The sequence below is a fragment of the Desulfoplanes sp. PS50 genome, from assembly GCF_053851535.1.
Genome location: NZ_JBSPZA010000022.1, coordinates 24,144 through 50,837, shown reverse-complemented (window position 1 = coordinate 50,837; position 26,694 = coordinate 24,144). Strand labels below are relative to the sequence as shown.

27 protein-coding genes are annotated in these 26,694 nt (G+C 52.6%); 2 read left to right on the top strand and 25 right to left on the bottom strand.

All coding sequences use genetic code 11. From position 1 onward, the window contains the following. Window positions 1-262 precede the first annotated feature (262 nt). A complete protein-coding gene (locus tag ACTVJH_RS10725) occupies window positions 263-1,402 on the top strand; it encodes a PQQ-dependent sugar dehydrogenase (RefSeq protein WP_455990273.1) in 1,140 nt (379 codons plus the stop codon). Window positions 1,403-1,760: 358 nt separating this feature from the next. Here ACTVJH_RS10725 and ACTVJH_RS10720 read toward each other — a convergent pair whose 3' ends face one another. From ACTVJH_RS10720 to ACTVJH_RS10655, 14 genes are all read right to left on the bottom strand, one after another. After that, complete coding sequence (locus tag ACTVJH_RS10720) at window positions 1,761-2,726, bottom strand: ABC transporter substrate-binding protein (RefSeq protein ID WP_455990270.1); 966 nt, start codon at window positions 2,724-2,726, stop codon at window positions 1,761-1,763. Between the two features lie 282 nt (window positions 2,727-3,008). Further along, a complete protein-coding gene (locus ACTVJH_RS10715) occupies window positions 3,009-3,134 on the bottom strand; it encodes a hypothetical protein (protein ID WP_455990267.1) in 126 nt (41 codons plus the stop codon). Further along, window positions 3,135-5,831, bottom strand: a complete 2,697-nt coding sequence (locus ACTVJH_RS10710; protein WP_455990264.1) for a cation-transporting P-type ATPase — start codon at window positions 5,829-5,831, stop codon at window positions 3,135-3,137. It abuts the gene before it with no gap. A gap of 243 nt (window positions 5,832-6,074) precedes the next feature. Further along, a complete protein-coding gene (ilvC, locus tag ACTVJH_RS10705; protein ID WP_455990261.1) occupies window positions 6,075-7,064 on the bottom strand; it encodes a ketol-acid reductoisomerase in 990 nt (329 codons plus the stop codon). 65 nt (window positions 7,065-7,129) lie between these two features. Next, the gene (gene ilvN, locus ACTVJH_RS10700; RefSeq protein WP_455990259.1) at window positions 7,130-7,618 is read right to left on the bottom strand and encodes an acetolactate synthase small subunit; all 489 of its coding nucleotides are present in this window, start codon (window positions 7,616-7,618) and stop codon (window positions 7,130-7,132) included. Between the two features lie 62 nt (window positions 7,619-7,680). Then, on the bottom strand, window positions 7,681-9,372 hold the full coding sequence (gene ilvB, locus ACTVJH_RS10695; protein ID WP_455990255.1) for a biosynthetic-type acetolactate synthase large subunit: 1,692 nt from the start codon (window positions 9,370-9,372) through the stop codon (window positions 7,681-7,683). Window positions 9,373-9,429: 57 nt separating this feature from the next. Next, window positions 9,430-9,654 carry a DUF465 domain-containing protein gene (locus ACTVJH_RS10690; protein WP_455990251.1) on the bottom strand — a complete coding sequence of 75 codons (225 nt, stop codon included), beginning with the start codon at window positions 9,652-9,654 and terminating at the stop codon, window positions 9,430-9,432. A gap of 200 nt (window positions 9,655-9,854) precedes the next feature. Further along, the gene (locus ACTVJH_RS10685; protein WP_455990248.1) at window positions 9,855-10,166 is read right to left on the bottom strand and encodes a DUF167 domain-containing protein; all 312 of its coding nucleotides are present in this window, start codon (window positions 10,164-10,166) and stop codon (window positions 9,855-9,857) included. A gap of 40 nt (window positions 10,167-10,206) precedes the next feature. Continuing rightward, on the bottom strand, window positions 10,207-10,512 hold the full coding sequence (locus tag ACTVJH_RS10680; RefSeq protein WP_455990245.1) for a YggT family protein: 306 nt from the start codon (window positions 10,510-10,512) through the stop codon (window positions 10,207-10,209). Between the two features lie 199 nt (window positions 10,513-10,711). Then, entirely contained in the window at window positions 10,712-11,383 is a 672-nt protein-coding gene (locus ACTVJH_RS10675) for an HAD family hydrolase (RefSeq protein WP_455990242.1), read from the bottom strand. Between the two features lie 65 nt (window positions 11,384-11,448). Beyond that, on the bottom strand, window positions 11,449-13,101 hold the full coding sequence (locus ACTVJH_RS10670) for an AMP-binding protein (protein WP_455990239.1): 1,653 nt from the start codon (window positions 13,099-13,101) through the stop codon (window positions 11,449-11,451). A 270-nt stretch (window positions 13,102-13,371) separates the two neighbouring features. Beyond that, on the bottom strand, window positions 13,372-13,941 hold the full coding sequence (locus ACTVJH_RS10665; protein WP_455990236.1) for a helix-turn-helix domain-containing protein: 570 nt from the start codon (window positions 13,939-13,941) through the stop codon (window positions 13,372-13,374). 66 nt (window positions 13,942-14,007) lie between these two features. After that, complete coding sequence (locus ACTVJH_RS10660) at window positions 14,008-14,862, bottom strand: hypothetical protein (protein WP_455990233.1); 855 nt, start codon at window positions 14,860-14,862, stop codon at window positions 14,008-14,010. A gap of 9 nt (window positions 14,863-14,871) precedes the next feature. Then, on the bottom strand, window positions 14,872-15,264 hold the full coding sequence (locus ACTVJH_RS10655; RefSeq protein WP_455990230.1) for a hypothetical protein: 393 nt from the start codon (window positions 15,262-15,264) through the stop codon (window positions 14,872-14,874). A gap of 211 nt (window positions 15,265-15,475) precedes the next feature. On the opposite strand from ACTVJH_RS10655, the gene ACTVJH_RS10650 reads away from it, so the two are divergent. Continuing rightward, window positions 15,476-15,676: a twin-arginine translocase TatA/TatE family subunit gene (locus ACTVJH_RS10650; RefSeq protein WP_455990228.1), complete on the top strand. Its 201-nt coding sequence runs from the start codon at window positions 15,476-15,478 to the stop codon at window positions 15,674-15,676. Window positions 15,677-16,093: 417 nt separating this feature from the next. Here ACTVJH_RS10650 and ACTVJH_RS10645 read toward each other — a convergent pair whose 3' ends face one another. The 11 genes from ACTVJH_RS10645 to rsmD form a co-directional block, all read right to left on the bottom strand. After that, window positions 16,094-16,654 carry a CDP-alcohol phosphatidyltransferase family protein gene (locus tag ACTVJH_RS10645; RefSeq protein WP_455990225.1) on the bottom strand — a complete coding sequence of 187 codons (561 nt, stop codon included), beginning with the start codon at window positions 16,652-16,654 and terminating at the stop codon, window positions 16,094-16,096. A 92-nt stretch (window positions 16,655-16,746) separates the two neighbouring features. After that, entirely contained in the window at window positions 16,747-17,502 is a 756-nt protein-coding gene (locus ACTVJH_RS10640; RefSeq protein ID WP_455990222.1) for a FecR family protein, read from the bottom strand. Window positions 17,503-17,562: 60 nt separating this feature from the next. Further along, entirely contained in the window at window positions 17,563-18,510 is a 948-nt protein-coding gene (locus ACTVJH_RS10635; protein ID WP_455990219.1) for a hypothetical protein, read from the bottom strand. 360 nt (window positions 18,511-18,870) lie between these two features. Beyond that, on the bottom strand, window positions 18,871-20,052 hold the full coding sequence (locus tag ACTVJH_RS10630; RefSeq protein WP_455990216.1) for an S-layer homology domain-containing protein: 1,182 nt from the start codon (window positions 20,050-20,052) through the stop codon (window positions 18,871-18,873). Between the two features lie 78 nt (window positions 20,053-20,130). Further along, entirely contained in the window at window positions 20,131-21,069 is a 939-nt protein-coding gene (locus ACTVJH_RS10625) for a hypothetical protein (protein WP_455990213.1), read from the bottom strand. 75 nt (window positions 21,070-21,144) lie between these two features. Further along, the gene (locus ACTVJH_RS10620; protein WP_455990210.1) at window positions 21,145-21,915 is read right to left on the bottom strand and encodes a tetratricopeptide repeat protein; all 771 of its coding nucleotides are present in this window, start codon (window positions 21,913-21,915) and stop codon (window positions 21,145-21,147) included. A 65-nt stretch (window positions 21,916-21,980) separates the two neighbouring features. After that, on the bottom strand, window positions 21,981-23,120 hold the full coding sequence (locus ACTVJH_RS10615; protein WP_455990207.1) for an N-acetylmuramoyl-L-alanine amidase: 1,140 nt from the start codon (window positions 23,118-23,120) through the stop codon (window positions 21,981-21,983). 34 nt (window positions 23,121-23,154) lie between these two features. Then, window positions 23,155-24,744, bottom strand: coding sequence for a SpoIID/LytB domain-containing protein (locus ACTVJH_RS10610; protein WP_455990204.1), 1,590 nt, complete (start codon window positions 24,742-24,744; stop codon window positions 23,155-23,157). Further along, a complete protein-coding gene (gene miaA / locus ACTVJH_RS10605) occupies window positions 24,716-25,639 on the bottom strand; it encodes a tRNA (adenosine(37)-N6)-dimethylallyltransferase MiaA (protein WP_455990201.1) in 924 nt (307 codons plus the stop codon). The genes ACTVJH_RS10610 and miaA overlap by 29 nt, the downstream gene beginning before the upstream one ends. Beyond that, window positions 25,630-26,148: a pantetheine-phosphate adenylyltransferase gene (coaD, locus tag ACTVJH_RS10600; RefSeq protein ID WP_455990198.1), complete on the bottom strand. Its 519-nt coding sequence runs from the start codon at window positions 26,146-26,148 to the stop codon at window positions 25,630-25,632. Before coaD ends, miaA begins: the two co-directional genes overlap by 10 nt. Then, a complete protein-coding gene (gene rsmD / locus ACTVJH_RS10595) occupies window positions 26,124-26,693 on the bottom strand; it encodes a 16S rRNA (guanine(966)-N(2))-methyltransferase RsmD (RefSeq protein ID WP_455990195.1) in 570 nt (189 codons plus the stop codon). Before rsmD ends, coaD begins: the two co-directional genes overlap by 25 nt. Window position 26,694: the final 1 nt, after the last annotated feature.

Genomic DNA, 26,694 nt, shown 5'->3' with positions numbered 1-26,694 from the left:
TCAAGTCACGGTCCGTTCCGTGATCCGCCCCAGTACGAGCATGGATCTTTTGCCGGAAAACCCGGGCAGCCACAACATCCTGCTACCAAAAACACACCGATACTTCCATCCCGACCAGAGGTGATACATCACCCATCGTGTCAAAAAAAACCGCTTCAAATTTGCCCGGGTTCGTGTAAACAGGATCATATGGTTTTTTTCAAACCCAAAAGCCATTGAGCTATCAAAGCAGAAAAAAGAAAAGGTAACAAGGAGGAACATTATGAGATCATTACGTTTACTGGGTTACCTGTTTTTTGTGTCGACCCTGTTTTCGTCCAGCGCCTGCGCCCAATCCTCCCCTGGTATAATTGACGGCAATGCCGGCTCAAGGCTTTCTGTCGAAAGCTTTGGGACATTCAACGAGCCCTGGGCCATGACCTTTCTTCCGAGTAACGACCTGCTGGTAACTAAAAAAAAGGGAACATTGCTCCTCGTGCATGTGGATGACCACTCCAGGGTACCAGTCAAAGGCGTACCCCAGGTAGCTTATGGCGGCCAGGGTGGTTTGGGCGATATAATTCTCCATCCCCGATACACGGAGAACAACTGGATATACCTTTCATATGCTGAACAGGATAGTTCAGGGAAAAGGGGTGCCGTTGTTGCTCGGGCCAGATTCCATCCCGAATCTTCCCCTCCGGAACTGAAAAATCTTGAAGTCATCTGGAGACAAGAACCCAAAGTCACAGGCAACGGCCACTACGCACACCGGCTGGCATTCGGCCCGAAAGGATATTTGTTCATCACTTCCGGGGATCGGCAAAAACAGTCTCCTGCCCAGAGCTGGGAACACAATCTGGGCAAGATCATCAGGTTGAACGAGGACGGATCAGTTCCATCAGACAATCCGTTTCAGGACAAGGGGGAACTTGCAAAAACCTTCTGGACGCTGGGACATCGCAATATGCTTGGGATCGCTTTGGACAGCCGGGGACAATTGTGGGTACACGAAATGGGGCCCAGACACGGTGACGAACTCAATCGGATCGTAAAAGGAGATAATTACGGGTGGCCCATTGTATCCTGGGGCGATCAATACTCGGGTGTTTCCATTCCTGACCATGATACGCGTCCGGAATTTCATGCACCGGAGCTCTACTGGGTTCCAACCGTTGCCCCCTCAGGCATGGTACTCTATTCCGGGTCCATGTTCCCACAATGGCAGGACAACGCCATTATCGGTGGGCTGAGATCACAATCATTGCTGCGCATCAAAATCACGAAAAGCCAAGCCGAGGAAGTGGAACGTTTTGACATGGGTGCGCGCATCCGGGAGGTCGAGCAGGGGCCCCAAGGTGCCCTATGGGTTCTTGAAGATGAAAAAGGTGGTCGCCTGCTTCGGCTCACTCCGTACGAGTAGGCACAAACCAGGTTTCGGTCGGCATAAGCGCCGGTTGGGGGAGGGAACGTTGAAGCTTTTTTGGAATTGCGGGCGTGTGCCTGTCCTGGGCAGTGGGCAGGTAGTGTATATAGCCTGGCCGCATTAGTACCTTACTCGTGAAAGTCTGCCATAAAAAACAAGAAAATTCTCTAACCGCTTGAACCTAAAACTTAAAACCTAAAACTTAAAACTGCGGCTTGGCCGCATTAGATGACAAACCCTCCACTCGTCCCGGAATCGTGCAACCGGACAATTCGTGTTTTCCTGACGCACAAACGCCCCCGAGCCATCCGGCCGGGGGCGTTTGTGCGTTGTCGTGCTTCCTACAGGATATGCCTTATTTGAATTCGGCCTGGATGACATCCATGGCCGGTTTCCCGTTGGCGGCCCGCACATCCGCGAACCAGGTCGCAACCGTATCCATGTTGGCCCTGATCCAGTCCCCGGCCACCTTGTCCAGATTAATTCCCTTGTAGCTGTAATCGTAGATCCACTTGCTCTGGGTATCGGCGGACACATAGAATTTCTTGAAGAATTTGTACACTTCTGGATACTGCTGATGAAAATCACTGCTGACCACTGTGTAGACAATGCTCTGGGAGACATATTTTTCCGTACCCGGCACGCCTTCCAGATACTTCATGTCAATCTCGATATTCATCCAATGAGGTTTCCAACCTCCAAAGGTCACCCATTTCTTCTCGTTGATCAGCGCCTTGACCTGGGAAAGCATGGCCGAGGTAGTGGTCCCCTGATGATTCCAGTCACCCAACCCGGCAATGTCCTTGGCGATGATCTCTTCCATGGCCGTATGCATGCCCGAGCCCACCTCTATGTCGTAAATCGTTCTGCCGAATTGATCCCCGTGGGCATCGAGATCGGCAAAGCTCTTCACACCCGCGTCCCAGACATAATCCGGTACACACAGGCTGATATTCGCTTCATCCAGGTTCGCGGCGACCACCTCGACATCCTTGGTCTTCACCAATGGGTCAAGCATGGGATTCTGCTGCGGCGTCCATGCAGCCACAAAGGCATCCACATCGCCGGCAACCATCCCCTTGTAGATGATCGGAGGACCGACCTCGTACCGCTGCGTGGGATATCCCAGGGTTTCCAGAAGTTGGCAGACCACCTCGGTTTTGACCGTGACACCGGGCCAGGGCGGAACCCCGAAGCGGATTTTTCCCGCTGCATGCGCATGCAGGAGAACAGGCAGACAATCATCAGAGCCAGAATGGTTTTGCTTGCTTTCGTGAACATGATTCCTCTTGGTTGGAGTTGACGACACCTGAGACGACATCTTGATGATTCCGTATCAGTAGCCTTGAATCGCAATCACTTCAAGTCGGTTTGCGCCTTTTTTTACGCCCCTTGGAACCGGAAATCCAAAAAGGATACAACAAAAAGCGAAAAGACCGTCGTTGAAGTAACCGCTCATCGCCATTATTTCGAGCGGTTATTCCATTTTGAGTCTTTATCCGATTTACAGGAGCAGGTCAAAAAACCGGATAACTCAAAAAAAAAGGGGGAGCCGATTGTGATACATCGACTCCCCCTGCAGCAACGAGTAAATAGCCGGAGATTATTTCTTGAGCCAGGACATCATGGAACGCAGTTTATCCCCGACCTCCTCGATCTGGTGGTCATGGGCGATGCGTTGTTTGACCTTGAACACGGGACCGTTGGAGAGTCGTTTCAGAGGATACATCTATATATCGGTTGCGGTTCTTTTTTTATCTAACTCAACGATACCATAGGTAATTAGACCACAAACAATAATTTTGAACCAATCAATGATGTCAATGGGAGCACTTGCAAATAGGTTATTCATGACAGGTAAATAGGTAAACATAGCCTGAAAAACCATCATTGCCCCAAATCCACCAAGGAGCCATTTGTTGGATGCAAATCCAAGCTCAAAGGGAGAACGATTGAACGACCTCGCGTTGAATAAATAGAACGCTTCAATAATTACAAAGACATTGACCGCCATTGTCCGTGCCTTTTCAATACTTGCCCCTTGAGCCAATTCCCATTTGAAAAGTCCCAGGGCAGCAACAAGCAGCAAGGTACTGACGATGGCAATTCTGCGAAAGATGATTCTATCCAGAATGGGTCGGGCAGGATTGCGGGGTGGGCGATCCATGATACCGGGTTCTTTTGGTTCAAAGGCGAGCATCATCCCCAGGCATGCGGCAGTGGTCATGTTGATCCAAAGGATCTGAACAGGCACGATGGGCAAGGTCACGCCAAACAAAATCGCCGTCAGAATGACCAAACCTTCTCCAGCATTGGTAGGCAGCGTCCATGCGATAAATTTGACCAGGTTGGCAAAAACGCCTCTCCCCTCTTCAACAGCCGCCTCGATGGTTGCAAAATTATCATCCGTCAAAACCATGTCTGCGGCTTCCTTGGCCACTTCAGTGCCGGTTATACCCATGGCAACCCCGATATCTGCCTGTTTGAGGGCCGGAGCATCATTGACACCATCGCCTGTCATTGCACAGACTTCGCCATTTTTCTGCAGAGCCATGACCAGGCGCAGCTTCTGCTCAGGTGAAACCCTGGCAAAAACCGAAATACCGGGAACCTTTTCAATGAGTTGGGCATCGCTGAGCTCTGCGATTTCGTTTCCTGTCATAACCGGGCAGTCTTTTCCAATGGAACATCCCTCACCCTGCAATCCCAGCCGCACTCCAATGGCTTCCGCTGTCAGGGCGTGATCACCAGTGATCATTTTCACCTTTATTCCTGCATGCTGGCAGGCGGCAATGGCGGATTTTGCCTCTTCCCTGGGTGGGTCGATCATCCCCTGGAGCCCGACAAAGGTCATCCCCATGCAGGCGTCCACGCGAACCAGCTCCGCGCCGGCGGGCAGCTTTTTGCGGGCAAAGGCCAGGACCCGGAGCCCATTGGAGGCCATTTGATGTTGCGCCTCGATAACGGCATCGGCATCCAACGGGACGATCTCCCCGGAAGCAGTCATTGACTCCATGCAGCATTCGAGAATCTTTTCAACAGCCCCTTTCAAATAAACAACTCGTGAATCTCCATGCTCATGAAGAGTGGCCATGTATTGCCATTCTGATTCAAAAGGCAACTCATCAATACGCCTGAATTGTGTCTGCTCCATATCGCTTTGCAGGCCGTATTTTCCAGCCGAAACGATAAGAGCTCCTTCTGTGGGATCTCCTTCAACATTGTAGCGCGCATCTTTTTCATAAATACTCGAATTATTGCACAACAATCCAGCGCGAAGACATTCTTCAAGGGACTTGTTTTCACCGTTATGTCCATTTTTTGAACTGATCGATCCTGTATACCCATACCCGAGTCCAGATAGGCTATAGGATATTCCACCGCTTGAAATCTCCTGAACCGTCATCTGATTTTCAGTCAAGGTGCCTGTCTTGTCAGAACAGATCACCGTGGTCCCACCCAGGGTTTCCACTGCAGGGAGTTTGCGAATGATGGCCTTTCTACTGGCCATTCTGGATACGCCCAAGGCGAGAATAATGGTCACTGCAGCGGGAAGACCTTCAGGAATTGCGCCCACGGCCAGGGCAACAGCGGCCATGAACATTTCGCCTGCAGGCTCTGAACGTAACAGACCAATGACAAAAGAGGCAGCTGCCAGCACCAGTATGGCTATCAAAAGCAGGTGACTGAAACGCGTGATCTTTTGTGTCAATGGGGTATCGAGCTCATCTGCTGCTTCAATCAACCCGGAAATACGTCCAATCTCCGTTGTATTGCCCGTTGCGACAACAATACCTCTGCCTTGACCGAAGCTGACAAGGGTTCCTGCGTAGGCCATGCACTTTCTGTCTGCCAGAAGTGTCTCCCGAGGAAGATTGATAGAATCTTTTTCAACCGACAATGATTCGCCGGTGAGCATGGATTCGTCGATTCGAAGTTCCTTGGAACCGAGTATACGTACATCCGCCGGCACCTTGTCTCCAGAACGCAGAAAAACAATATCCCCGGGTACGACAGATGCGGCCGGAACCTTGAGAGTTTTACCTGCCCGAACGACCGTAGCATCTGTGCCCATACTTGCAGAAAGAGAGTCTAAAGCTTTAACTGCCTTTGATTCTTGAATATACCCAACAAGGGAATTGACCAGAACCACGCCGAGGATGACCAGCGAATCCACCCATTCGCCGAGAAAAGCAGTCACCAGGCCGGCGGCTATCAGAATATAAACAAGCGGTTGATTGAATTGGAGTAAAAATCGTTCAAGATTTGTCTTACCTTTTTTGCTGGAGATTACATTTTCTCCAAAATTATGAAGGCGCTGTTCCGCTTCGAATTGATCCAAGCCCATGTCGGTCTTTACATTCAAAAATTCAGCGACCTGACCGGCTTTCATATGGTGCCAATGCTTGTCCAATAGTGTCTGCATACCCTCTCCCCGCGGTTCGCAATTACCCGCATGATGTCCGTTTCTTTTTTCATGGCCCTTTATATCTCGAGCGCTATGTACACTCTCCTGACAGTGAGGTCAGGAAAAACGGGCGTTGAGATCATCCTGGGTTACGGGCATTCACCCGCCTTGATTAGGATGGTGGACATCCAATACGACAAAGGGGAAACCGATTCAACCAATCGATTTCCCCTTTACGAGTAAGCGTATCTAAAAACGTTCTTATTTCTGCAGCCAGGACATCATGGACCGGAGCTTGTCCCCGACCTCCTCGATCTGGTGGTCATGGGCGATGCGCCGTTTGGCCTTGAACGAGGGACAATTGGCCTGATTTTCCAGAATCCAGTTGGTGGCAAAGGTACCGTCCTGGATTTCGGTCAGGGCCTTTTTCATGGCCGCCTTGCTTTCCTTGCCGATAACCCGGGGACCGGTAACGTAATCGCCATACTCAGCGGTATCGCTGATGGAATAGTGCATCTTCTTGAAACCGCCTTCGTACAGAAGATCGACGATCAGCTTGAGCTCGTGCATGCATTCGAAAAAGGCCATCTCCGGCTGGTAACCGGCCTCGACCAGGGTCTCGAAACCGCTGCGGATGAGCTCACTCACCCCGCCGCAGAGAACCGCCTGTTCCCCGAAGAGATCGGTTTCCGTCTCTTCCTTGAACGAGGTTTCCAGAACACCGGAACGGGTGGCCCCGATACCCTTGGCATAGGCAAGGGCGACATCCTTGGCCGTGCCCGTGGCATCCTGGTGGATGGCGATAAGGGACGGAACCGCCCCGCCCTTTTCATACTCGCGACGGACCAGATGGCCGGGTCCCTTGGGGGCGATCATGATCACATCCACGTCCTTGGGGGGCTCGATCTGGCCGTAATGGATATTGAAACCATGACCAAAGGCGATGGCATTACCAGCGGAAAGATTGTCCTTGATCTCGCTTTCATAGAGCATCCTCTGATACTGATCCTGAATGAGAATCATGATCACATCGGCCTTTTTAGCGGCCTCGGCAGCACTCATGGGTTCAAACCCGTGCTCCCTGGCCAGATCGTAATTGGGTCCGCCGGGACGCTGGCCAATGATCACGTCGAGACCGGAATCGCGCAGATTCTGGGCGTGGGCATGGCCCTGGCTGCCATAGCCGATGATGGCGATGGTTTTACCTTTCAGGACGGCGAGATCTGCATCCTTTTCGTAATAGACTTTCATGGGTTCTCCTTGAACTTCAATATGCAAAATATGATTATTTGTACCAAACGGACGACACGTATCAACTAATCCTCGAGCTGCATGCTCCGGCGGATGGCACCGGTACCGGTACGGGCGATTTCCTTGATCCCGAACCGCTGCAGCAGATTGATGATCGCCTTGATCTTGCCCTGATCGCCGGTGATCTCCAGGGTCAGTTCGTTGGCGGAAACATCCACCACTTTACACCGAAAAATGTCGGCAATCCGAAGAATCTCGGCCCGCCTGCTGTCCTCGGCACTTACCTTGATCAGGACCATTTCCCGTTCCACAGCCTGCAGATGGGTCAGGTCAACCACCTTGATCACCGTGACCAGCTTGCGAAGCTGCTTGATGATCTGCTCGACGATCTGGTCATCGCCCTTGGTGCAGATGGTCATTCTGGAAACACCCTCCTCGAGGGTGGGGGCTACATTGAGCGATTCTATATTGAATCCCCTGCCGCTGAAAAGGCCTGCGACACGGGAGAGCACTCCTGGTTCGTTTTCAACGAGAATGGAAAGCACATGACGCATGGGACACTCCTGCAAAGTTCCGGGGATGAACCCGGGGATGGATTGCGATTCAAAGCCTCGATCTAGACAAGCAGCATATCGGTCAAAGACGCACCCGCCGGTACCATGGGGTAGACGTTTTCTTCCGGTTCGACCAATACGTCCACAATGGTCGGTTCCTTGGTGGCAAATGCCTCCTTCAGGACGGGGCTTACGTCTTCGCGCTTCTCGATCCTGTATCCCTGGGCCCCATACGCCTTGGCCAGGGCCACGAAATCCGGATTTTTCTGCAGACAGGTCGAGCAGTAGTTCCGATTGTAAAATAACTCCTGCCACTGTCTGACCATTCCCAGGTGACCGTTGTTCAAAATAACGATTTTGACCGGCAATTGACAACTTACCGCTGTGGCCAATTCCTGAATATTCATCTGAATGGATCCGTCACCGGCCACATCGATGACCAAGGAGCCGGGAAAGGCCAATTGGGCCCCGATGGCTGCGGGAAATCCATACCCCATGGTCCCGAGGCCTCCCGAGGTGAGCAGGGTCCTCGGCTTGTGATATTTATAAAACTGAGCGGCCCACATCTGATTCTGACCGACCTCGGTGGCGATGATGGCCCGGCCCTTGGTAATCTCATAAATGGTTTCGATGACCATCTGGGGCTTGATAAACGAGGAACCGTTCTTGTCATAGGTCATGGGCTGACTCTTTTCCCACGCCCGGACCCTGGAGACCCATTCTCCATGTTTGTCTTCCCAATTGATAGACTCATCCTTGCCGATGTCGTTGCGTAAGGCCCTGAGAGCCTTGCGGCAGTCGCAGACCATGGGAACGTCCACGGAAACATTCTTGCGGATGGAGGTGGGATCGATGTCGATGTGCACGATCTTTCCCTTTTCCGCAAAGGAACTCAGTTTACCGGTGACCCGATCGTCAAACCGGACCCCCACGGCAAGGAGCAGATCGGCATTGTTCACGGCCATATTGGCCGCATAGGTGCCATGCATTCCGACCATGCCGAACCAGAGAGGTTCGTTCCCGGGAAAGGCCCCCAACCCCATGAGTGACCCAATGACCGGGATGTTCAAATTCTTGGCCATCCAGATCAGATCCTCCGAGGCATTGGAACCAATGGCTCCGCCGCCCACAAAGAACAGCGGCTTGCGTGCGAAACGCATCAGATCGACAACCCTCTGGATCTGTCTGGAATTAGGCTCGTAATGAGGGTTGTAGCTGCGCATCTGGATTTCACCGGGATACTCGTAATCCACAGTGGCCTGAATAATATCCTTGGGAAGATCGACCAGGACCGGGCCAGGTCTGCCGGTGCTTGCGAGGTAAAAGGCCTGCTTGATGGTGACAGCCAGATCCTTGATATCCTTGACCAGGTAGTTGTGCTTGACGCAGGGCCGGGTGATCCCGACGATATCTGCTTCCTGGAAAGCATCATTTCCAATGAGACTGGTGGGAACCTGTCCGGTAAAAACAACAAGCGGGATGGAATCCATATATGCGGTGGCGATTCCGGTTACCGTATTGGTAGCACCCGGCCCCGAGGTAACCAGACATACGCCGACCTTTCCGGACGCCCTGGCATACCCGTCGGCCGCATGAACAGCACCCTGCTCATGCCTGGTCAATATATGTCTCACAGGATACTTGGGCATTTCATTGTAGATATCAATGGTCGAACCGCCAGGATAGCCGAAAACTATCTCAACTCCTTCCCGACGCAAACTCTCCAGCAGAACCTGGGCTCCAGTCAACTCCATGATCGATCACTCCTCCTTCCAAGACAATGGAAGGTCATTGAATACATCTAGCGTATCTTACTTTTCTTTATACTTCTCCAATAAGGCAAGCATTCTGGTCTTACCTGCCAGTTTCTGCTTCTTGATATTCTTGAGTTCCGTATTTTCTTCAGGGCTCAGGAATGGTTTTGAAGCCATTTTTTTTACATAATTCTCAAAGGCTAGATGTTCTTCCCACAACGCCTTGAGTTCTTCATCCGTCTCGCTGTACTGAGCGATCAATTCAAGATCACGTTGTTCCATAGGCCTTCTCCTGTTGGTATATGTTGAAAAGTAATGCAAATAACCAGGGGTACAAATAAGATTTTTTGCGCCTATTGAAAATCGATGTTCCCAAAAGATACAAGCACGTCACGTCCGTGACAGGATAATACGCCACCTTTCTCTATAAGAGCACAGAAAGGATGAAAAAATCGTTCATCCACCACCCTCGACATTTCTCTTTACGGGGCAAAATTGCCCAGTTTATCCCAGCACGGTTCCCTGTCGGTCTCGATGACCAGATCTTTTTTCCTTCCGGTTTCACCGCTTTGAACCCGCACTTCACGACTCTTGAGACCCAGGAGGGACGCGATGGTCTCCACAACCTCCCCGTTGGCCTTGTGGTCGACAGGAGGGGCTGTGACCTTGATCTTGAGCCGATCGCCGTAAAGCCCCTGAATCCCGCTTTTTTTGGCCCGGGGCTGGACCCATACACAGAGCTTCCAGGCATGAGGGCCGACCTGTTGTATATACTCGGGATACTGAGTAGGCATTATTGTGAAAAACGGGGTAAAAAGGGAGAAAAAAGAACCATCAACCCGGATACATCCCACCAAGCTGAAACAGAGTGCGCACCAGAAACATCTTCAAGAACTGAATGGCAAGAAGGAGTACCACCGGAGAGAAATCAATCCCGCTTATGTACGTAAAGGGCATCCATTTGCGTATCCTGTAAAAGACAGGTTCGGTCAGGGAGCGCAAAATCCGCACGATAGGGTTATAGGGATCCGGGTTCACCCAGGAGAGCAGGGCTGAGATAATAACCACCCAAAAATACAGGGAAAGCAATGTATTGATAAGCATTGCAACGGATTGCAATAAATTTTCAAAAATAAACATAAATCCTCCTATAGCATACAAAAAACACAGAGCCGCTTAAAAATCAAGAAAACATGTACCTGCTCCCTTGAGACGAAGGAATCTCAAAGAGTAGAAATTTTATACATTATAGAATGTTATAATCCCCATCTTTAAATTGTAAACTTTTCATCTTCCTGATTTTCTGAAATTTTTCAATTCACAGCCTCCCAAATTTTCCTCAGATCTTTTCCCGGTCCAGCGCATTTTTGAGTGCCCAGAAATCCGAAATATGACGATGGGCGAGTAATCCATCGTTGTCATAGGCCCAGAAACGGACCCCGGCACGGGACGCGGTGACTTCATCCACCCTGGAGTCGCCGATATAACGCACCTCGTCCCTGTCGAGTCGCCACTTTTTCAGGATGGCATGGATTCCTTCGGGATGCGGCTTGGGGAACGCAACCCTGGCCGAGGTGATCACCGGGAAAAAATACATGGACAGATCGAACCGCTCGAGAATTCGTTCCATGGTGTCCAACCGATTGGTATTGACGGCCATGCGTATTCCCAATGAACGCAGGGTCTCGAGCAAGGCATAAATTCCGTCCATGGGCTTCAGATAGGGAATATAGTCCTTATAGGACAGCTTCCTGCGCACCCTGTGCATCTCATTTTTGCGATTCTCTGGAATAATCCGGTCCAGAGCCTTGGAAACGGTCTGCATATGGGCATAGTCGAGCTCGCTCTCGGAAAGCGGCGGCAGATCAAGGGCAAACCGCAACGCATTGTAATACTTGCGGTTGACCTCCTTGGAATCAAAAAGCACCCCGTCACAGTCAAAAATGATTCCACGCACACGGGCGACATCAGATGTCGCCCGGTGCGTGGCATAGGGTTGTGCACAATTCATGATCAACTATCTGTTCTCATAGTCTGAATTTTCACTCCGCCCGTGAGGTTCCGCCAAAGATCCGGTTATTTCATGGCCTGGGGAAACAATTCAGCCGAAAGTTCACGCAGCTTGTACTTCTGAATCTTTCCACTGGCTGTCATGGGATAACTGTCCAGGAAATGGATGTATTTGGGCGTCTTGTACCTGGCGATCTTGCCCCGGCAATAATCGCGTATGTCTTCGGGAGCGTATTCAAACCCCTCCTTGAGGATGACAAACGCGCCGACCTCCTCGCCGTACTTCCGGCTGGGCACGCCAACGACCTGAACGTCTGAAATGCCTTCCATGGAATAGAGAAACTCCTCCACTTCGCGCGGGTAGATGTTTTCACCACCCCGGATGATCATGTCCTTGATCCGGCCGGTAATGGTCACGTACCCATCATCATCCATGACCCCCAAATCTCCTGAATGGAGCCAGCCCTTTTTGTCGACGGCCTTGGCCGTGGCCTCGGGCATGTTGTAGTACCCCTTCATCACGTTGTATCCACGGCAGCAGACCTCGCCGATGGTCCCCCTGGGCATCTCTTTTCCGGTTTCCGGATCCATGATGACCACTTCAATCTGGGGCATGGCCTGACCTACGGTCTCGACCCGTTTTTTGATTTCGTCGTGCACTCGGGTCTGAGTCATTACCGGCGATCCCTCGGTCAGACCGTAGCAGATAGTGATTTCGCTCATGTTCATCTTTTCGATGACCTGGCGCATGACCCGGACCGGGCAGGGCGAACCGGACATGATCCCCGTTCGCAGGGTGCTGAAATCGAACTTCTCGAACAGTCTGTGCTCGAGTACGGCGATGAACATAGTTGGAACACCGTACAGCGCGGTACACTTCTCGGTCTCTACCGAGGTCATGATCAAAATCGGATTGAACCCTTCGAGAATGATCATGGACGATCCATGGCTGACACAGGCAAGCACCCCGAGCACGCAGCCGAAACAATGAAACAGGGGTACAGGGATGCACACCCTGTCCTTTTCGGTAAACTCCTGGTTTTCACCGATCCAGAAACCATTGTTTCCGATATTGTAATGGGTGAGCATGACCCCTTTGGGAAACCCGGTAGTTCCCGAGGTGTACTGCATGTTGACCACGTCATGGGGATCAAGCGTGTCTTGTCGGGCCAGATAGTCCTGCTCGGAAACCATCTGCCCGATGGCCAGGAGCTCAGGCATGGAGTACATGCCCCTGTGCTTCTCCTGACCGAGGAAAAAAACCTTTTGCAGATGGGGAAAGCTGTCCGACTTCAGATATCCGCGGGCCTGGGTCTTGAGCTCGGGAAGGAGTTCATACAATGTATGGATGTAGTCCGTATCCCGGAATCCATCCATGATGAAAATATGCTCGCATTCGGAATGCGAGAGCAGGTATTCAACTTCTTTGGTCTTGTAGGCCGTATTCACAGTCAGGAGAATGGCACCGATCTTGGCCGTGGCAAATTGAAGGGTAACCCAGAAAGGCACGTTGCTCGCCCATACAGCCACTTTATGGCCCTTTTCAACCCCCAGGGCCATGAGCCCTTTTGCGGTCTGGTCGACCACTTCGCCGAACTCCCGATAGGTCAGTCGAAAATCCCTATCAACATACACCACTGCGTCGTTGTCAGGATATCTCCCGATCGTCTCGTCGAGCATCTGCCCGAGGGTGCGTTCTCGCAAGGCAGGTTGTGTCATGAAGTACCTCGATATGTATCAAATGTAGAATGGACCGGATTGGCAACCGTTCAGGTCAAAACAAGACAGACACACGATTCCGCCTCTCACGGATATCGCAATTGACAAGAAGCGCCACCAAATCTCAAATCTCTCAAATTTTTCAACTCTCTCAAATTTTTCAACTCTCTCAAATCTCTCAAATCTCTCAAATCTCTTAAATCTCTTAAATCTCTTAAATCTCTCAAATCTCTCAAATCTCTTAAATTTTTTCCATCTCCCAGCAATCCCCTATTCCGGAAAATAAAGAACCGCATAAATCTCAGCAGGCTCATCCCCGGCACATCCCACATGGTGGGGAACAATGGAATTGTAATACATGCTGTCACCGGCCCTCAGAACGGTTGTCTCCTGACCGTAGATGAGCTCGACCTCGCCGGAGACGACCACGATGAACTCTTCACCCTCGTGGGATGACAGAGTCTTGTCCTTGCCCGATTCCGGAAGGATCTCAATGAAGAAAGGCTCCATGTGGCGGTCGATCTTGCCCTTACCCAGGCCGAAAAAACGGAGTGCGACAGATTTACCGTTGCGACTCTGCATGCTCAGCTCTTCCCTGCGCTCGTCCAGGCGGATGATCAGAGGATCCTTGCTGACCTCGTCGTCGAGAAATGTTCCGAGTCGCACACCAAGGGCCCGGGCCACCTTGAGCAGGGGTCCTAGAGAAGGGTATTCGCTTTCCGTTTCAAGGCCGGTGATAAAATCCAGGCTCAGGCCGCTGCGCTGAGCGAGTTCCTCGCGGGTCAGTTCATTCATTTCCCGAAAATTTCTGATGCGTTCACCGAGTTTTTCCTTGGCCATGAAACGTTCCTCCTTGATATGTGGTATGGGCCTGATCCGATTATCGAAAGTGGCCGTTATGTCATTTTACGTGGTTGGTCCGTTGTCCGCATCCGAGTCCTTTGTCATACCCAGAAGAAGGACCTCCTTGGCAAGGAGATCCTCGGGCACCTTCACCCCGGCATAGGCTCGCAGCTCTTTAAAAGCCAGCGTATCCAGGGAAAAGGACATGGCAAAGGGAGGTTTCCAATCCGGGAAAAGGGCAGCTAGCTCGTCCGGGGAGATAGGCGAGGACTGCAGCCCCTGTTCCTGCATGGACGCCCAGATAAGAGGGTCTGTGATCACCAGGGCGCAATTCTCGGGGACAAAACGTACAAATGGAGCTACCAGGCGATGCCAATCCATGGTCAGCGAGGCAAGGGTCTTTTGCTTGTGTGCGCAAAAATCCGGACCAAATCCGTGCTGGTCATCCTCGCTCATCCCGAGATTTTCCTCGAAATCACGCACAGAAGTGGTGATCCTGTTTTCCAGGGCACCGAGTTCCAGCATCTGTTCTTCAAGATGAAATCCCAGAAGAAGAAGGAGTTGGGCATCGACCCTTTTTTTCTTCACCTCTTCGGTGCCATCCTTTTGAGAGGAAAGAATTTCAGATTTGATCTCCTGCATGCTCCCGGAAAAAAAATCATTCATCTTCCCGGCCTGATAATAGGCGGCATCTGAAGCATGCTTGAACTGAGCTCCGAACTCCAGGCTGTCTTCCAGAAATTTCCGCGCAAGCCTGTCCTCATAGACAAGATCCGTAGAACGGAAATATCGGGGCTGGGAATCTTTCGCGTGTGGCACATGGCCGGGGTCCATCAACATGATGGAGGCGGGCAGATACCCGGGGACAAGCTCCGGGTGCATGAAGGGAAAATGGATCATTGAAATATCTTTGTACATGCCAAATCCTTATGAGTGAAAAAAGCCATCTTCTTTAAAAAGGTGTGATCCCGGCTCGAATCTCGAACATCGCCCGGAACACGTGGGAAACAGCAGGATACAGGCATTGTCATAGCGATATCGGCACTCGTCACTGCGCTTTTCGGAATCAGGTGCATACTGCGAACATATAGTTTCAACGCATATTCTGTCCCCGAATCTGGGCCAGATCATGGCAGCGGTCAGGGGTTCGATCCCAAAGGCTTCAGCTCGATCCACAAAGTCCTCGAACTGGGACTCGAGCTTTTTGAGCACCGTGCAGATACATGTGGCATCATATCCGGGATTCTGGACTTCCTCGTAGATACAATGGCCATAAACGTAAAACCGGCAACCGATCCCGGGCATCCTGACAAGATTCAAACCAGCTCCCTGCTTCCAGGTGATTCATACAACATGATCGGTCCAACTATCATGACCTGTCCCGGGAGAAAAGTGTTTTGAGCCCGCCGGGGCCGATTTGTTCTCCAGGCTGTCGTTTGAGAGAGATCGAATTTGTCCTGTCGCGACCATCCTCCTTGACCTGTAACTGAGTACAAGATATGAAGTTTGACGTTTCCACGAGGAGGACACCATGTTTGGAATAGGAATACCAGAGCTTATCATCATACTTGTCATCGTCCTGGTCATTTTCGGGGCGAACAAACTGCCCGAAATCGGTTCGGGCATGGGTCGGGCCATCAAAAATTTCAAGAAAGCCACCAATGAACCTGAAGAAATCGACGTTACCCCGGATACCGACAAAAAAGACGACGAGAATTCAAAAAAATCTTAAATCCAAAGTAACTATTCAGGTGCGGTCTCCAAAAATCCAGACGGTTTGAGGGACTGGATTTTGATCTGAATGGTTACACCCCTGCTTGAGAAGTCTGTGTGTATTTTTGTCATGACGCGCAGTTTCGCGTAAAAAAAGAACCCTGATATTCAGGGTTCTTTTTTTATGGCCTCTTTACGAACAACTGCCAGACAAATCCGTTCAAAGGTTGCGTGCCTTTGGTGATCGGCACGTTATGCTGTCCGATGAACTGAACATATTTCTCCCGCCTCTACCCGATGCGGCCAAGCCGCAGTTTTAGGTTTTAGGTTTTAAGTTTTAAGTTCAAGCAGTTATAAAATTTTCCTGTTTTTTATGGCAGACTTCCACGAGTAAGGTACTCAAAACGACCTAGACCATTTTCCGGGTCGTCCCGGGTCATTCCCCCTCGGAAAAAAAGGCTATCCCCTTGAGCAGATAGTGGACTCCGGAAACCAGCGTCAGCAAGGTCACCGCAACAACGAGAAAAAGCTCGCACAGGGAACAATCCCAGTCAAAGGTTCTGGCTATCAGGATGGTGATGACCAGAAGGACCTGAGCTGCGGTATTGCATTTACTGACCAGTGTCGGATTGATCTTGGAGCGTACATCGATGCCAAAAATTGCAAGCAGGCTCAATCCCCCGACAATGATAAAATCACGGCTGACAACAAGTACAACCAACCATGGCGGGATCCATCCCTTGATGCCAAGACAGATAAATGTGGTATCGAGGAGTATCTTGTCGGCAAGCGGATCGAGCACCGAGCCCAGGAACGTACGCTGGCCGAGGACTCTGGCCAAAAAACCATCCAGTGCATCGGTAACCCCTGCCACGGCAAAAATGATCCATACAAGCTCAAGATGATGGTCCACAAAGGCCATGACGATAGCCGGAGTGAGCAGTATTCTGACCAGGGTCAGGATATTGGGAATAGTCCAATTGGAATGATTGAGCATAAGCCATCAAACCGATGACGAAAGCCGTTGCTTTCGATGTCTTTGATTTGCACGGCACAAATGGCCACAAGTGACCACACACGTATCAGGTTCTAGAAGGACAAACCTTGATCGCGATCGAGATTCCATTTGACCCATGGATCCTGGCGATCCTGCTTCATGTCAAAGGGCTGGGGGTCGGAATACGCGCCCTCGGCAGAAATGGAAAACCGATACCCCTTGCTGACAACGACCATCCACTCTTCCAGGGAAACCCGGTGGGGTCCTGCAACCCGGCTTGGACCTGCAACCCGATTCGGTTGGGTTATAGGGCCCGATCCCGCTGGCGGTGAAGCAGGCGAGTAGGCCACCTGGATTTTTCCGTCATAGACAAAATATGCCGATGCCTTGTTCTGCTTGACATGCAGCCGGTACACCGTGCCGGCCACGCCGGCCACGGCCGTGGGAGAATTGACCTCAAAGGAGCCGTCCTGTCCCAGAAGATCCTGGACTTTGGCCCAGCAGTCCCCCATGGCGACATCGACACTGATATCCCGTGAGGTGGAGGGCACGGCATCGGCCTTGACCAGGGTAAAGGTCGTATTGGGTGCAAAGCGGACAAAACTTCCATCAGCCAAAAGGAGTTCCAGACGCGATGACGCACCAACCATGACCTTGGCCGGTGCACACAGAACATCGTCTGTCTGCAAGGACACCCGGTTTCCCAAGGCAAGCATATCCGCACTTCCCTGAAGAAACTGCACTCGCGCCTGGCCCGTGACCGGGAGATCATAATCCGCAGCAACTCCCGAACCAACGCTGACAAGCCACATCACCACTACGGCAGCAACCATTATTCGTTCTCGCATCACACAGCCCTCCAGATTCATCGGGTTATCCCCTCCCATCCAAACGGAGTCTCGCGCGACTCAGCTCTTGGGGTCGGACCCGTCATCAAACCATACCAACCTGAGCCCCTTGTCAGCCAAAAAGCTTTCGAGCCGACTACGCATGGCCTGAACATCTCGGGTGCGGACTTCCCAGAGACCGCCAAGGCTTTCAGGTTCCAGCTCGATCTTCACGAGATAGGATTGCTCCACCAGTTTTTTCCATGTCGGGAGCAGGGTATCGAAATAGGAAACCCCTTCCGGCACATACCATCCATCGATCTTGAACCTGATCGTATCAAAAATTGCCGCAACAACGCTTTCAAGATTGAAATAGTCTGCCCACAGGGCCATCCACACCTCATCCAGACTTTTGCCCCTGGAGGTAAATGTCTTGTCAAACGCGCTCAGCACTCCTTCCCACGCGGCTGTATCTGATTTGACAATCCGTACATCTGCTGCACCCCGCTTGGCATCCGCGCCCGAAAAAATCACAGTCACGCCCGTCAATGTTTTCAACGCTTCAAGACGTTGCCAATCAGTCCCATCCACTCCAGACAGGGTCATGGTCGTGGTGACAGGATGCGTACAGGTGTAGAGAATCCCCAGTTGTCTCAGGTGCTTTTTGATTTCAGGAACATTGAGTGTAACCGAAAGAACCATATCAAGGGCAGGAGGTTCTTCAACAAGACGGGTCTTCAACACCGAGTATCCCACAACCAGATCTGACACCCTGCTTTCCATATAGGCCCCAAAAAGCTCAGCCCGATCGCTTGCCATGGGTTCAACGAGAAGTTCGTTGGCCTGTTGAACAACCCCCTGCAAAAAACCGGCATGCATGGCCTCATCTCGGACATCGATCTCCTGTTGCCCCGGAGCCAGGGGCCAGCTTATCTCCACACGTTGGGCAGCCCAGCCCGGAAGAAGCAGAACAGTCAATAGCAAACCAATCGCCATGCCTACGCTTTTATACCCACACACAAACTTCATATTTCCCTCATTCAACAAACAATAATCCCATTCGACACAACGTCTTGACCGCAGTGACCTATCCATTCCGGCAGAAATCCATCAAGAACAAAGCGGATGACCACGCTCTACGTGCAGCCACCCGCTTTGCCGATATTGGTATCAGGTGCGCCCATATCTTCGGCACCACACCATCTCTTCAACCGGGCCTATCCTGGGAATTTATGGCAACTGCCTGAATTTCAATACTCTTTGAGATCCCGTATCGACACCTACCGACTCATATGGTCATAAACGAATAGGGCTCAACCGCAAAAAACGGCCCGGAACACTTCACCCCGTGATCGTCTCCACGCAGGCCTTGCCTTTTTTAAAGACACGTTAAAAAATCGTCAGGGCCCGCTTGAGTTCCTTCATCGATAACAAGGCGTCCACACCGGTCATGACGTCCTTGGGATAAAACGAGTTGGTGCGCACATCCGTGCTCATGATCCCGCGCTCTGTACACAACCGAACAGCATTGAATCCCCAGTGATCCCTGGGTACATCGGGAATGCGACTCTCTTCGCCAAGATACTCGGTCGCCAGAGAGGTCTTCCCGGTTGCCCGGACAATGATATCCTGAAAAAGCTGGGCAGCCTCGATTCTGCTGACAGGTGCCTGGGGTCTGAAGGTATGGTCAGGATAGGGCTTGAGACCTTCCACGCCCAGAGAAACAACCTTTTCAATGTCGTTTTTCAGGGGATTGCCCTCGATATCGGTCATATCTTTTGTGGTATACAGGTCCTCGCCCTTCATAGTGATGCCCTTGGGGGCCTCGAAGCTGACCTTTTCAGGTTCCTGGGTACGGGTATAGAACCGTTCGATATTCAATTCCTCTACGAGCAAGGCAGCCATGTCGGCACGGCTCAGCTTTTCCACAAGGGCGATCTTCTTGCCGATCATGGATTCAGGGGCTGCCCTGTTGGCCTTTTGCACAAAGGTCCAACGTTCGTAGGCCCGCTCCTCGAAATCACCGCCAAGACTCTTGGCCGTGGCGAACATGGTTTCCGACTCCCTGAAATCGAGGCCCTGGAGATAGGCTTCGCCCATATAATAATACAATGCCGGAGCATCCCGCTCCACGAGCAACCCTCTGGAAAAGGCCTCTTTGGCCTTGCGGATCATCTCTGTTTCTTGGATGCGACCATCCTTTTTCATGGCGATGTACGCCCGGATCTCGGCGCTGACCACCTGCACCTTCTCCCACTTGCCATCGGCCCTGCGCCAGCCGCTTGTGATCATCTTCAGGCCGTCGTCATCTCCCTGCATGACCTGGACCAGACCTTTGCCAGCCAGAGCCGGGCCATACTTCTTGTCCAGACCCAGAGCCAGGTCGAATTCACCGGCTGCAGCGTCGAGATTGTCCTTGTCCAGGAAGGAAACACCCTGGTTGTAATGATGCTCGGGCGTATCCATGATCCCCACGGCCTTGCGTCCCTTGGGGGCACAGGAAACGATCGCCATCAGACTCACGACCAGAATCCACAGGAGCCCTTTCTCAATCACATTCACATGTCTCATGCAGCCTCCTTGCAATGCACGGCAGAGAAATGGGAGAAAGTCCACTTCCTCCCATTTTTGTCACATCACATTCGATAGTTAGTTGAGAACGATCATTACCCGACACTTTTCGAGAAAACTCTGGTTTTCAGCAAGTTCCCGCAAGGTGTTGGCATCAGCGTTAGAAATAACCAGATCGCTCATGCCCTTGCCCTTGGCTGACAAGGCCTTGACGACCAAAGGCTTGTCCGTGACCCTGGGACGGGTCGTGGCCTTTTCGATATCCTTGGCATAGCCGGCCATTCCCTGCTGGATGGCGTACTCGCGACTGACCAATGCAGAACCATAGACTTCGGTGCCCTGTTCGTCATAAATCTTCGGACTCATGGCCGGCCGGGCCCCGCTTCCAGAGGCATCCACAACCAGCCCGGTGACAATCTGTGCAGGGGTGGGAGCCGGTTCGGTGGGAGCGGGCAGAGCAGATACGGGTTCGGATGGAGCAGGCAGGGCGGGCTGCGGAGCGGGAGCCGGCGTGGTTATCTCGGGCTCCGGAACCACCTGGGGTTCTTCAAACTTGAACGGCATGGTCTTGGGGATCACGATCTTGGCCAGGCCACCACGCAGACTGACGCCAACCGTCGCTTCAACGGAACCATCGGACATATAGGCCACATCGAGAATTTGAGAGTTCTGCAGATAGCCGCTGACCGAGGTTCTGATGATATCGCTTGTGACCATATACTCCTGGACCGTTGTTTCGGAATCAATACGGACCCCCTTGACAATCTCCAGGAGATTTCGTCGAGCCACGACAATGGCTGCACGCCGGGCAAGTGCCCGAGCCTGGGCCATGTTCACGGCATTGGCTGGAGGAGCTCCGATCCCCACGGCAGTAATGACGCCGGACTGCCAATTGACCTCGCCGTTATCAAAGGTCTGCACATATCCATCATTCTTGCCGGTACCCAATGCCCAGGCCATCACGGCCGAACAGACGAAGACCAGACTGAAAAGCAGTACACGTTTACCCAGTTTCATACCTTCCTCCCATTGATTCAAGGACTTGAGTGTGCTTGAAAAGAGTTAATTGTGGTATTGTTGTCGGCTAACCCGCTACCCCAGTTTACGCAAGTAATATTTAGCTGCTTTGTTCCCCGGTTCATAGACAAGAGTCTTTTCCCACCACTGCTTGGCCTTGGCATGTTCACCGTTGGAATACGCTGCATATGCCTGGTCGTTGTAGACCTTGGCAAGATTGTAACGGGCCTCCGGGTCATCACTGCTGATGGAAAGGACCTGTTCCCACAGGGAAATGGCCTTTTTCGTATCCCCCTTGTTGTAGAAAAGCCATCCAAGCCCGTTAATTGCCTTTACAAACTTGGGACTTATGGCCAGGGCCCGCTCGTACTCGAGCCGGGCGTTGATCTGCATACCCATTCCGGCAAAGGCCTGGGCCAGGCGGTAATGGGTCTCGGGATCATCGGAACCGACCGACTGGGCCTTGCGCAGAAAGGTAACGGCCTTGGCCATGTCATGATCCACGGCATGCATGACACCTAAAAAATAATAACCATTGGCATTGGAAGGATCCAGCGACAGGATGGACTCAAATTCCTTGCGCGCCTGATCGACCTTGCCCTGGTTCAGGAGAAGAACCCCAAGCCAGGTACGGGCAAAAATATTGTCCGGAGATTTTTGGACTACTGCGGCAAATTGCTGCTGGGCCTGTGCAAATTTTTCCTGTTTGGCATACATGAGGCCCAGCTGATTTCTGGCAAACTCGTTGTCCGGGTCCAGGGAGACTACCTGGGCGAAAATGCGTGCGGCCTCATCCACCTTTCCTTCAAAAGACAGGGCCGAACCCTCGAAAACCAGATCGCTCACATCCTGTGACCAGATCGGTTGTGCGAGACAAAGCATGCAGAACAATAGAGAGAAGATCCGGATCATCATACCCCCCTTGAAGCGAGTTGCTGAAGCGAGACGGCAATGCTTAGGGCCAGGTTCTCACGATAGTCAGGCTGCTTGAGAAGATTTTCCTGCTCGGGATTGGAGATGAATCCGGTTTCTAAAAGGATGGACGGCATCTTGGCCCGACGAAGCACATAAAAATTGGCTGAATGAACACCTCGGTTGCGCATCGTGACACGCTCGGCCATGTTGTTCTGCACGATGGAGGCGATCTTTCCTCCGGCCTCCCAATATCTGCGTCGCTCGAACCGAAAGAGCATGTCTTCGATGTTCACATACCCCTTTGTGATCAACTCCTTCTTGTCGAACTTGATCACGGAATTTTCAAAGGCGGCCACACGTTCGGCCTCCTTGCTGGAGGCGGTTTCCGAACAGAAATAGGTCTCGATCCCGTTGGGCTGACGGTTGGCGTTGGCATTGATATGAAAGGAAACAAACAGATCCGCATTGTATTGGTTGGCGGTCGTTGTCCGTGCGCTCAGAGGAATATAGTAGTCATCGGTCCGGGTCAGGAAAAGCTCAAACGGGGCTTTTTGATTCTCAAGAATCCTGGCGGTCCGCTTGGCCAGATCCAGGGTAACCACCTTTTCCTCAAGCTTGCCGAGCCCCACGGCTCCAGAATCAAACCCTCCATGCCCGGCATCGAGAACCACCCGGCGAACATGGTACCCTTTTGCGCTGTTCTCCTCGAGTCTTTCCCGGAAACGGGCCTCTTCCTCTTTGGCCTCCCGTTCCAAGGGAGTCAAAGGGGCCTCGACCTCGGGTTTGGGGGGCAGAGGTTTCTGCATGATCACCTCGACCATCATCCTCGAGTAGACATCCTCGGGGTTGAGGTTGATGACCCTGCGGAAAGCGGTAAGGGCGCTGCGCATATCCCCGACCTGGTAATAGGCCCTGCCGAGCAGCCCCCAGGCCCACTCGTTGGTATCGTCCAAAACGACAGCCTGGCGCAGCGATTCTATGGCCGGACCATACTCTTTGGAAGCAAGCAGATCCTGGCCCTGCAGGGCTAGATCAAACGCCGATTCCTCAGCAAAAAGCATCCCTGGAGCAAGAAGAGCTGTCCCCAGAGTGAGCGATCCGGCACGCAAAAAATGCCTCCGTGTCACCTTGTCCATATTCCCTCCATGTGAGTCGGAAAAACAGCAGGGTTCAATAGATCTTCGCGATCGTGGTTCCGGGATAATAATGGATCAGAATTTCCTGGTACGACCTGCCCGCGCGGGCCATCCCCTGGGCACCCCACTGGCTGAGGCCGACCCCGTGACCAAATCCCTGCCCCTTGAAAACAAATTCCTCGCCATGACGGCTGATGGTTCCAAGGGTACTCTTTATCGCACCGGCACCCAACCAGATACGCAGCGAATTGCCTTTGACATCCACGTCCCCGGAATCTGTGGTGATACGCACCTTGGTCCACCGCCCGGAGGGTGAACTCTCGATAATACGCATATCACGGACAGGTCCGACATGGAAACCGTTTTTCACCAGGGCCTTTCTCACGTCCGAGGCCGAAATTCGGGCACTCCAGTCAACGGGATGGAATTGCTGTGAGATCTGATCATTTTTAATCGTGTAATAGGGCATGCCTGTAGTCCAGACCTTGGCAGGATCCTCGAGCATCCCCCCGCTGTGGGAATGAAAATAGGAGAGCACGGGCTTGTCCTTGAAAACCAAAACCTGGCCTGCGGTTCTGGCAACCGCCTGGTCGGTTTTCCGTGTAGCTGCCTCAGCTCCGCCATACACCTGTGAAGCAGTGGTCGCAGCCACATCGTAGGGTTTGTCTTCAGACTTGCTGCTCAGATAAAGGGCATATGTCCGTGCGGCCACGGCCTGGGAACACAAGGCCTCATCGTCCCAGGAGGCCATCATCTCTTTGGGAACCACCCCCTGAAGATAGGACTCCATGGGCAAACGATTGACCAGCAGCACCCTGCCCTGATCGATCATCACCACGGCCTGGCCCCGATATTTTCTGCCGTTGCAGGCAAATAAACCGTGTGCAGGTTCGAAAATGCATTGGGATCCGAGTGCGACACCGTTACCGATCACTTTGCTGCCCGAAACACGGAACTCAATGGCCTCTTCAGTCACGTTTCGCTGCCTGCCGCCCGCAACCAGACGACCGCCCCCCTGTGATTCAAGACGCACACTCGGTTTTGAAGTCAGGGCAACACGGATAAATGTCGAGGCAGGAGGAGACGCCGGCTGCACGTACGAGGAGGGAGGTTCACCCACTTCCCCGGACGTCTTCAGTTCCTCGTCTGCCTGATCGACCATAAAGGCGGCCGTGGCTTGACGCCGACCACGCGGGAACAGGGTCACATAGCGTGCAAATCCTTCTCTGGCCTCTGCCAGCCGCCGCTGCTCGTAGAGAATCATGGCCCTGTTGAAATAGGCGTTTTCCGTGGCTGCCATGGGGCCGAAGCGTTCCATGACCCGGTTGTAAATCTCGAGGGCCTGATCCTTCTTTTCAAGAAATAACGACAGAACATCTCCCATCCGAACCAGGGCATGGGCCTGTTCGTCGGCTCCCGAGGCATACGTGGCCACTTGCTCATAGGTCTCCACACACTCGAGAAATTTTCCCTGATCAAGATATGTTGTGGCCTGTTGTAACAAAGGGGTCGGGTCGAACCGAAACGTCTGGGCGGCCTGGCACGGCAGGTTCGAGCTCAAAAAAACCAACAGCACAACAAGAAAAAACACGCGGCTAGAGCCGTTCTTTCCATGTTCTGACACGCTTTTCCATCTCCTTGAAGGCGTCGGGGGCGAACCAGGTGATCTCCTGGTCACGCTTGAACCAGGTTGTCTGACGTTTGGCATAGGCACGAGTTTTCTGCAACCACACTCTCTTGGTTTCTTCGAAATCGACATGGTCGAGAAGATGGGCAAGAAGTTCGGGACATCCTATCCCGGTGAAGGCCGGAGCCCTGCGATCGGGACAAACGGCATAGGCGTTACGCATTTCCTGAACCGCTCCGAGGTCAAGCATGACCCGAATGCGTTTGGCCAGAAGGGGTTTGAGCTCCTGCATATCGACCCGAACACCGAGCTTGAGGGATCGCACCTTCACGGCAGGTTGACGATCAGGCTGTCTATGCCACCATGAAAGCGGGTGACCTGTTCCCTCGAGCACCTCAAGCGCGCGACAGATGCGCTGCCTGTCATGAGGATGAATCCTGGCCGCATACTCGGGATCTTCACCTTCCAGACGTTGGTAAAGAACAGAACTGCCCAGGCTGACGCACATGGTTTCTATGCGTTCGCGTATCTCCGGGGGAATTTCCGGAATAGGGGCGATCCCCTGGATCAGGGTCTTCAGGTACAGACCGGTACCGCCCACCAGCAGAGGCAGCTTCCCCCGGGACGTGATGTCCGCGATCCTGTCGCGCACAGTCTCCACGAAACTGCCGGCCTGAACGGGAACATCCGAACAAAGATACCCGTAGAGATGGTGAGGACAGACAGCCTGCTCCGCCGGACTTGGCTGGGCCGTGACAATGGGAACATCGCGATACACCTGTCTGGAATCGAAATTGACCACCTCGGCATCGAAATGACGGGCCAGATACAGGGCCGAGGCGGTCTTTCCGGCCCCGGTTGCCCCGACCAGACAGACAATGTTCATACGCATCCGGACCCTTCCTGAAGTTCCTCATATCTGCGCATCAAATGTCCCTCCACACTGTCCGGAACAAGACCGTGGATGTCACCCCCGAGTTCGGCAACGCTCTTGATGATGGTCGAGCTGATGTACAGCCATTTGTAATCGGTCATCATATAGATGGTCTGGGCTCCCTGATGCAGTCGTCTGTTCATCAGTCCCATCTGGAACTCATGCTCGAAATCCGAAACCGCCCGCAGTCCGCGAAGGATGGCCTTGCATTTTTTGAGGCGCACAAAATCCATGAGCAGACCGGCAAAAGGCTCTACCTCGACCCGGGGTTCCCGCGCGAACACCTCGCGAACCATGGCCACGCGTTCCTCGAGGCTGAACAGGGTCTTTTTGCCCGTATCCGCTGCCACGGCCACGAGGACGCCGTCAAAAATGTCGAATCCACGGCGTATCAGACTGACATGACCATTGGTCAGCGGGTCGAAGGTTCCTGGATAGATGGCTATCCGTTTGCCGAGAGCTGCCATATGTATATCCTTGTTTGTCCGTAGTTTTTTTCTTTGATCTCCACCAGAAAGTCCGTGAAGCAATCCGAGCAGTCAACCTGGGCCTCGACCTCGGCACAGATGAGTCCGCCGGGCTGGATCAATCCCTTGTCCAGCAGCTTGTCCACGGCGGGCACCAGCAGATCCCTGCCATAGGGGGGGTCGATAAAGGCCAGGGAAAACCTGGGTTCGCAAGGGGTATCGAGAAATTTGAACAGGTCCTTGCAGATGATCCGATACATGGATCTGTCCACACCCAGGGTAGTCAGGTTCTTTCGGATCACCCCGGCCGCTCTGGCATTTTTTTCAACAAACCAGGCCAGCCGGGCCCCCCGGCTCAAACACTCCAATGCCAGGGAACCGCTTCCGGCAAAGACATCGATGACCCGGGTCGATTCCCAATCAACGCCCAGGGACTCGAGGCTTGAAAACAGGGACTCTCTGACCCTGGCCGTGGCCGGCCGGTACCCAGGACCCGAGGCCGTCTTGAGGGGATGTCCCTTGTACTTGCCTGTTATTATATGCATA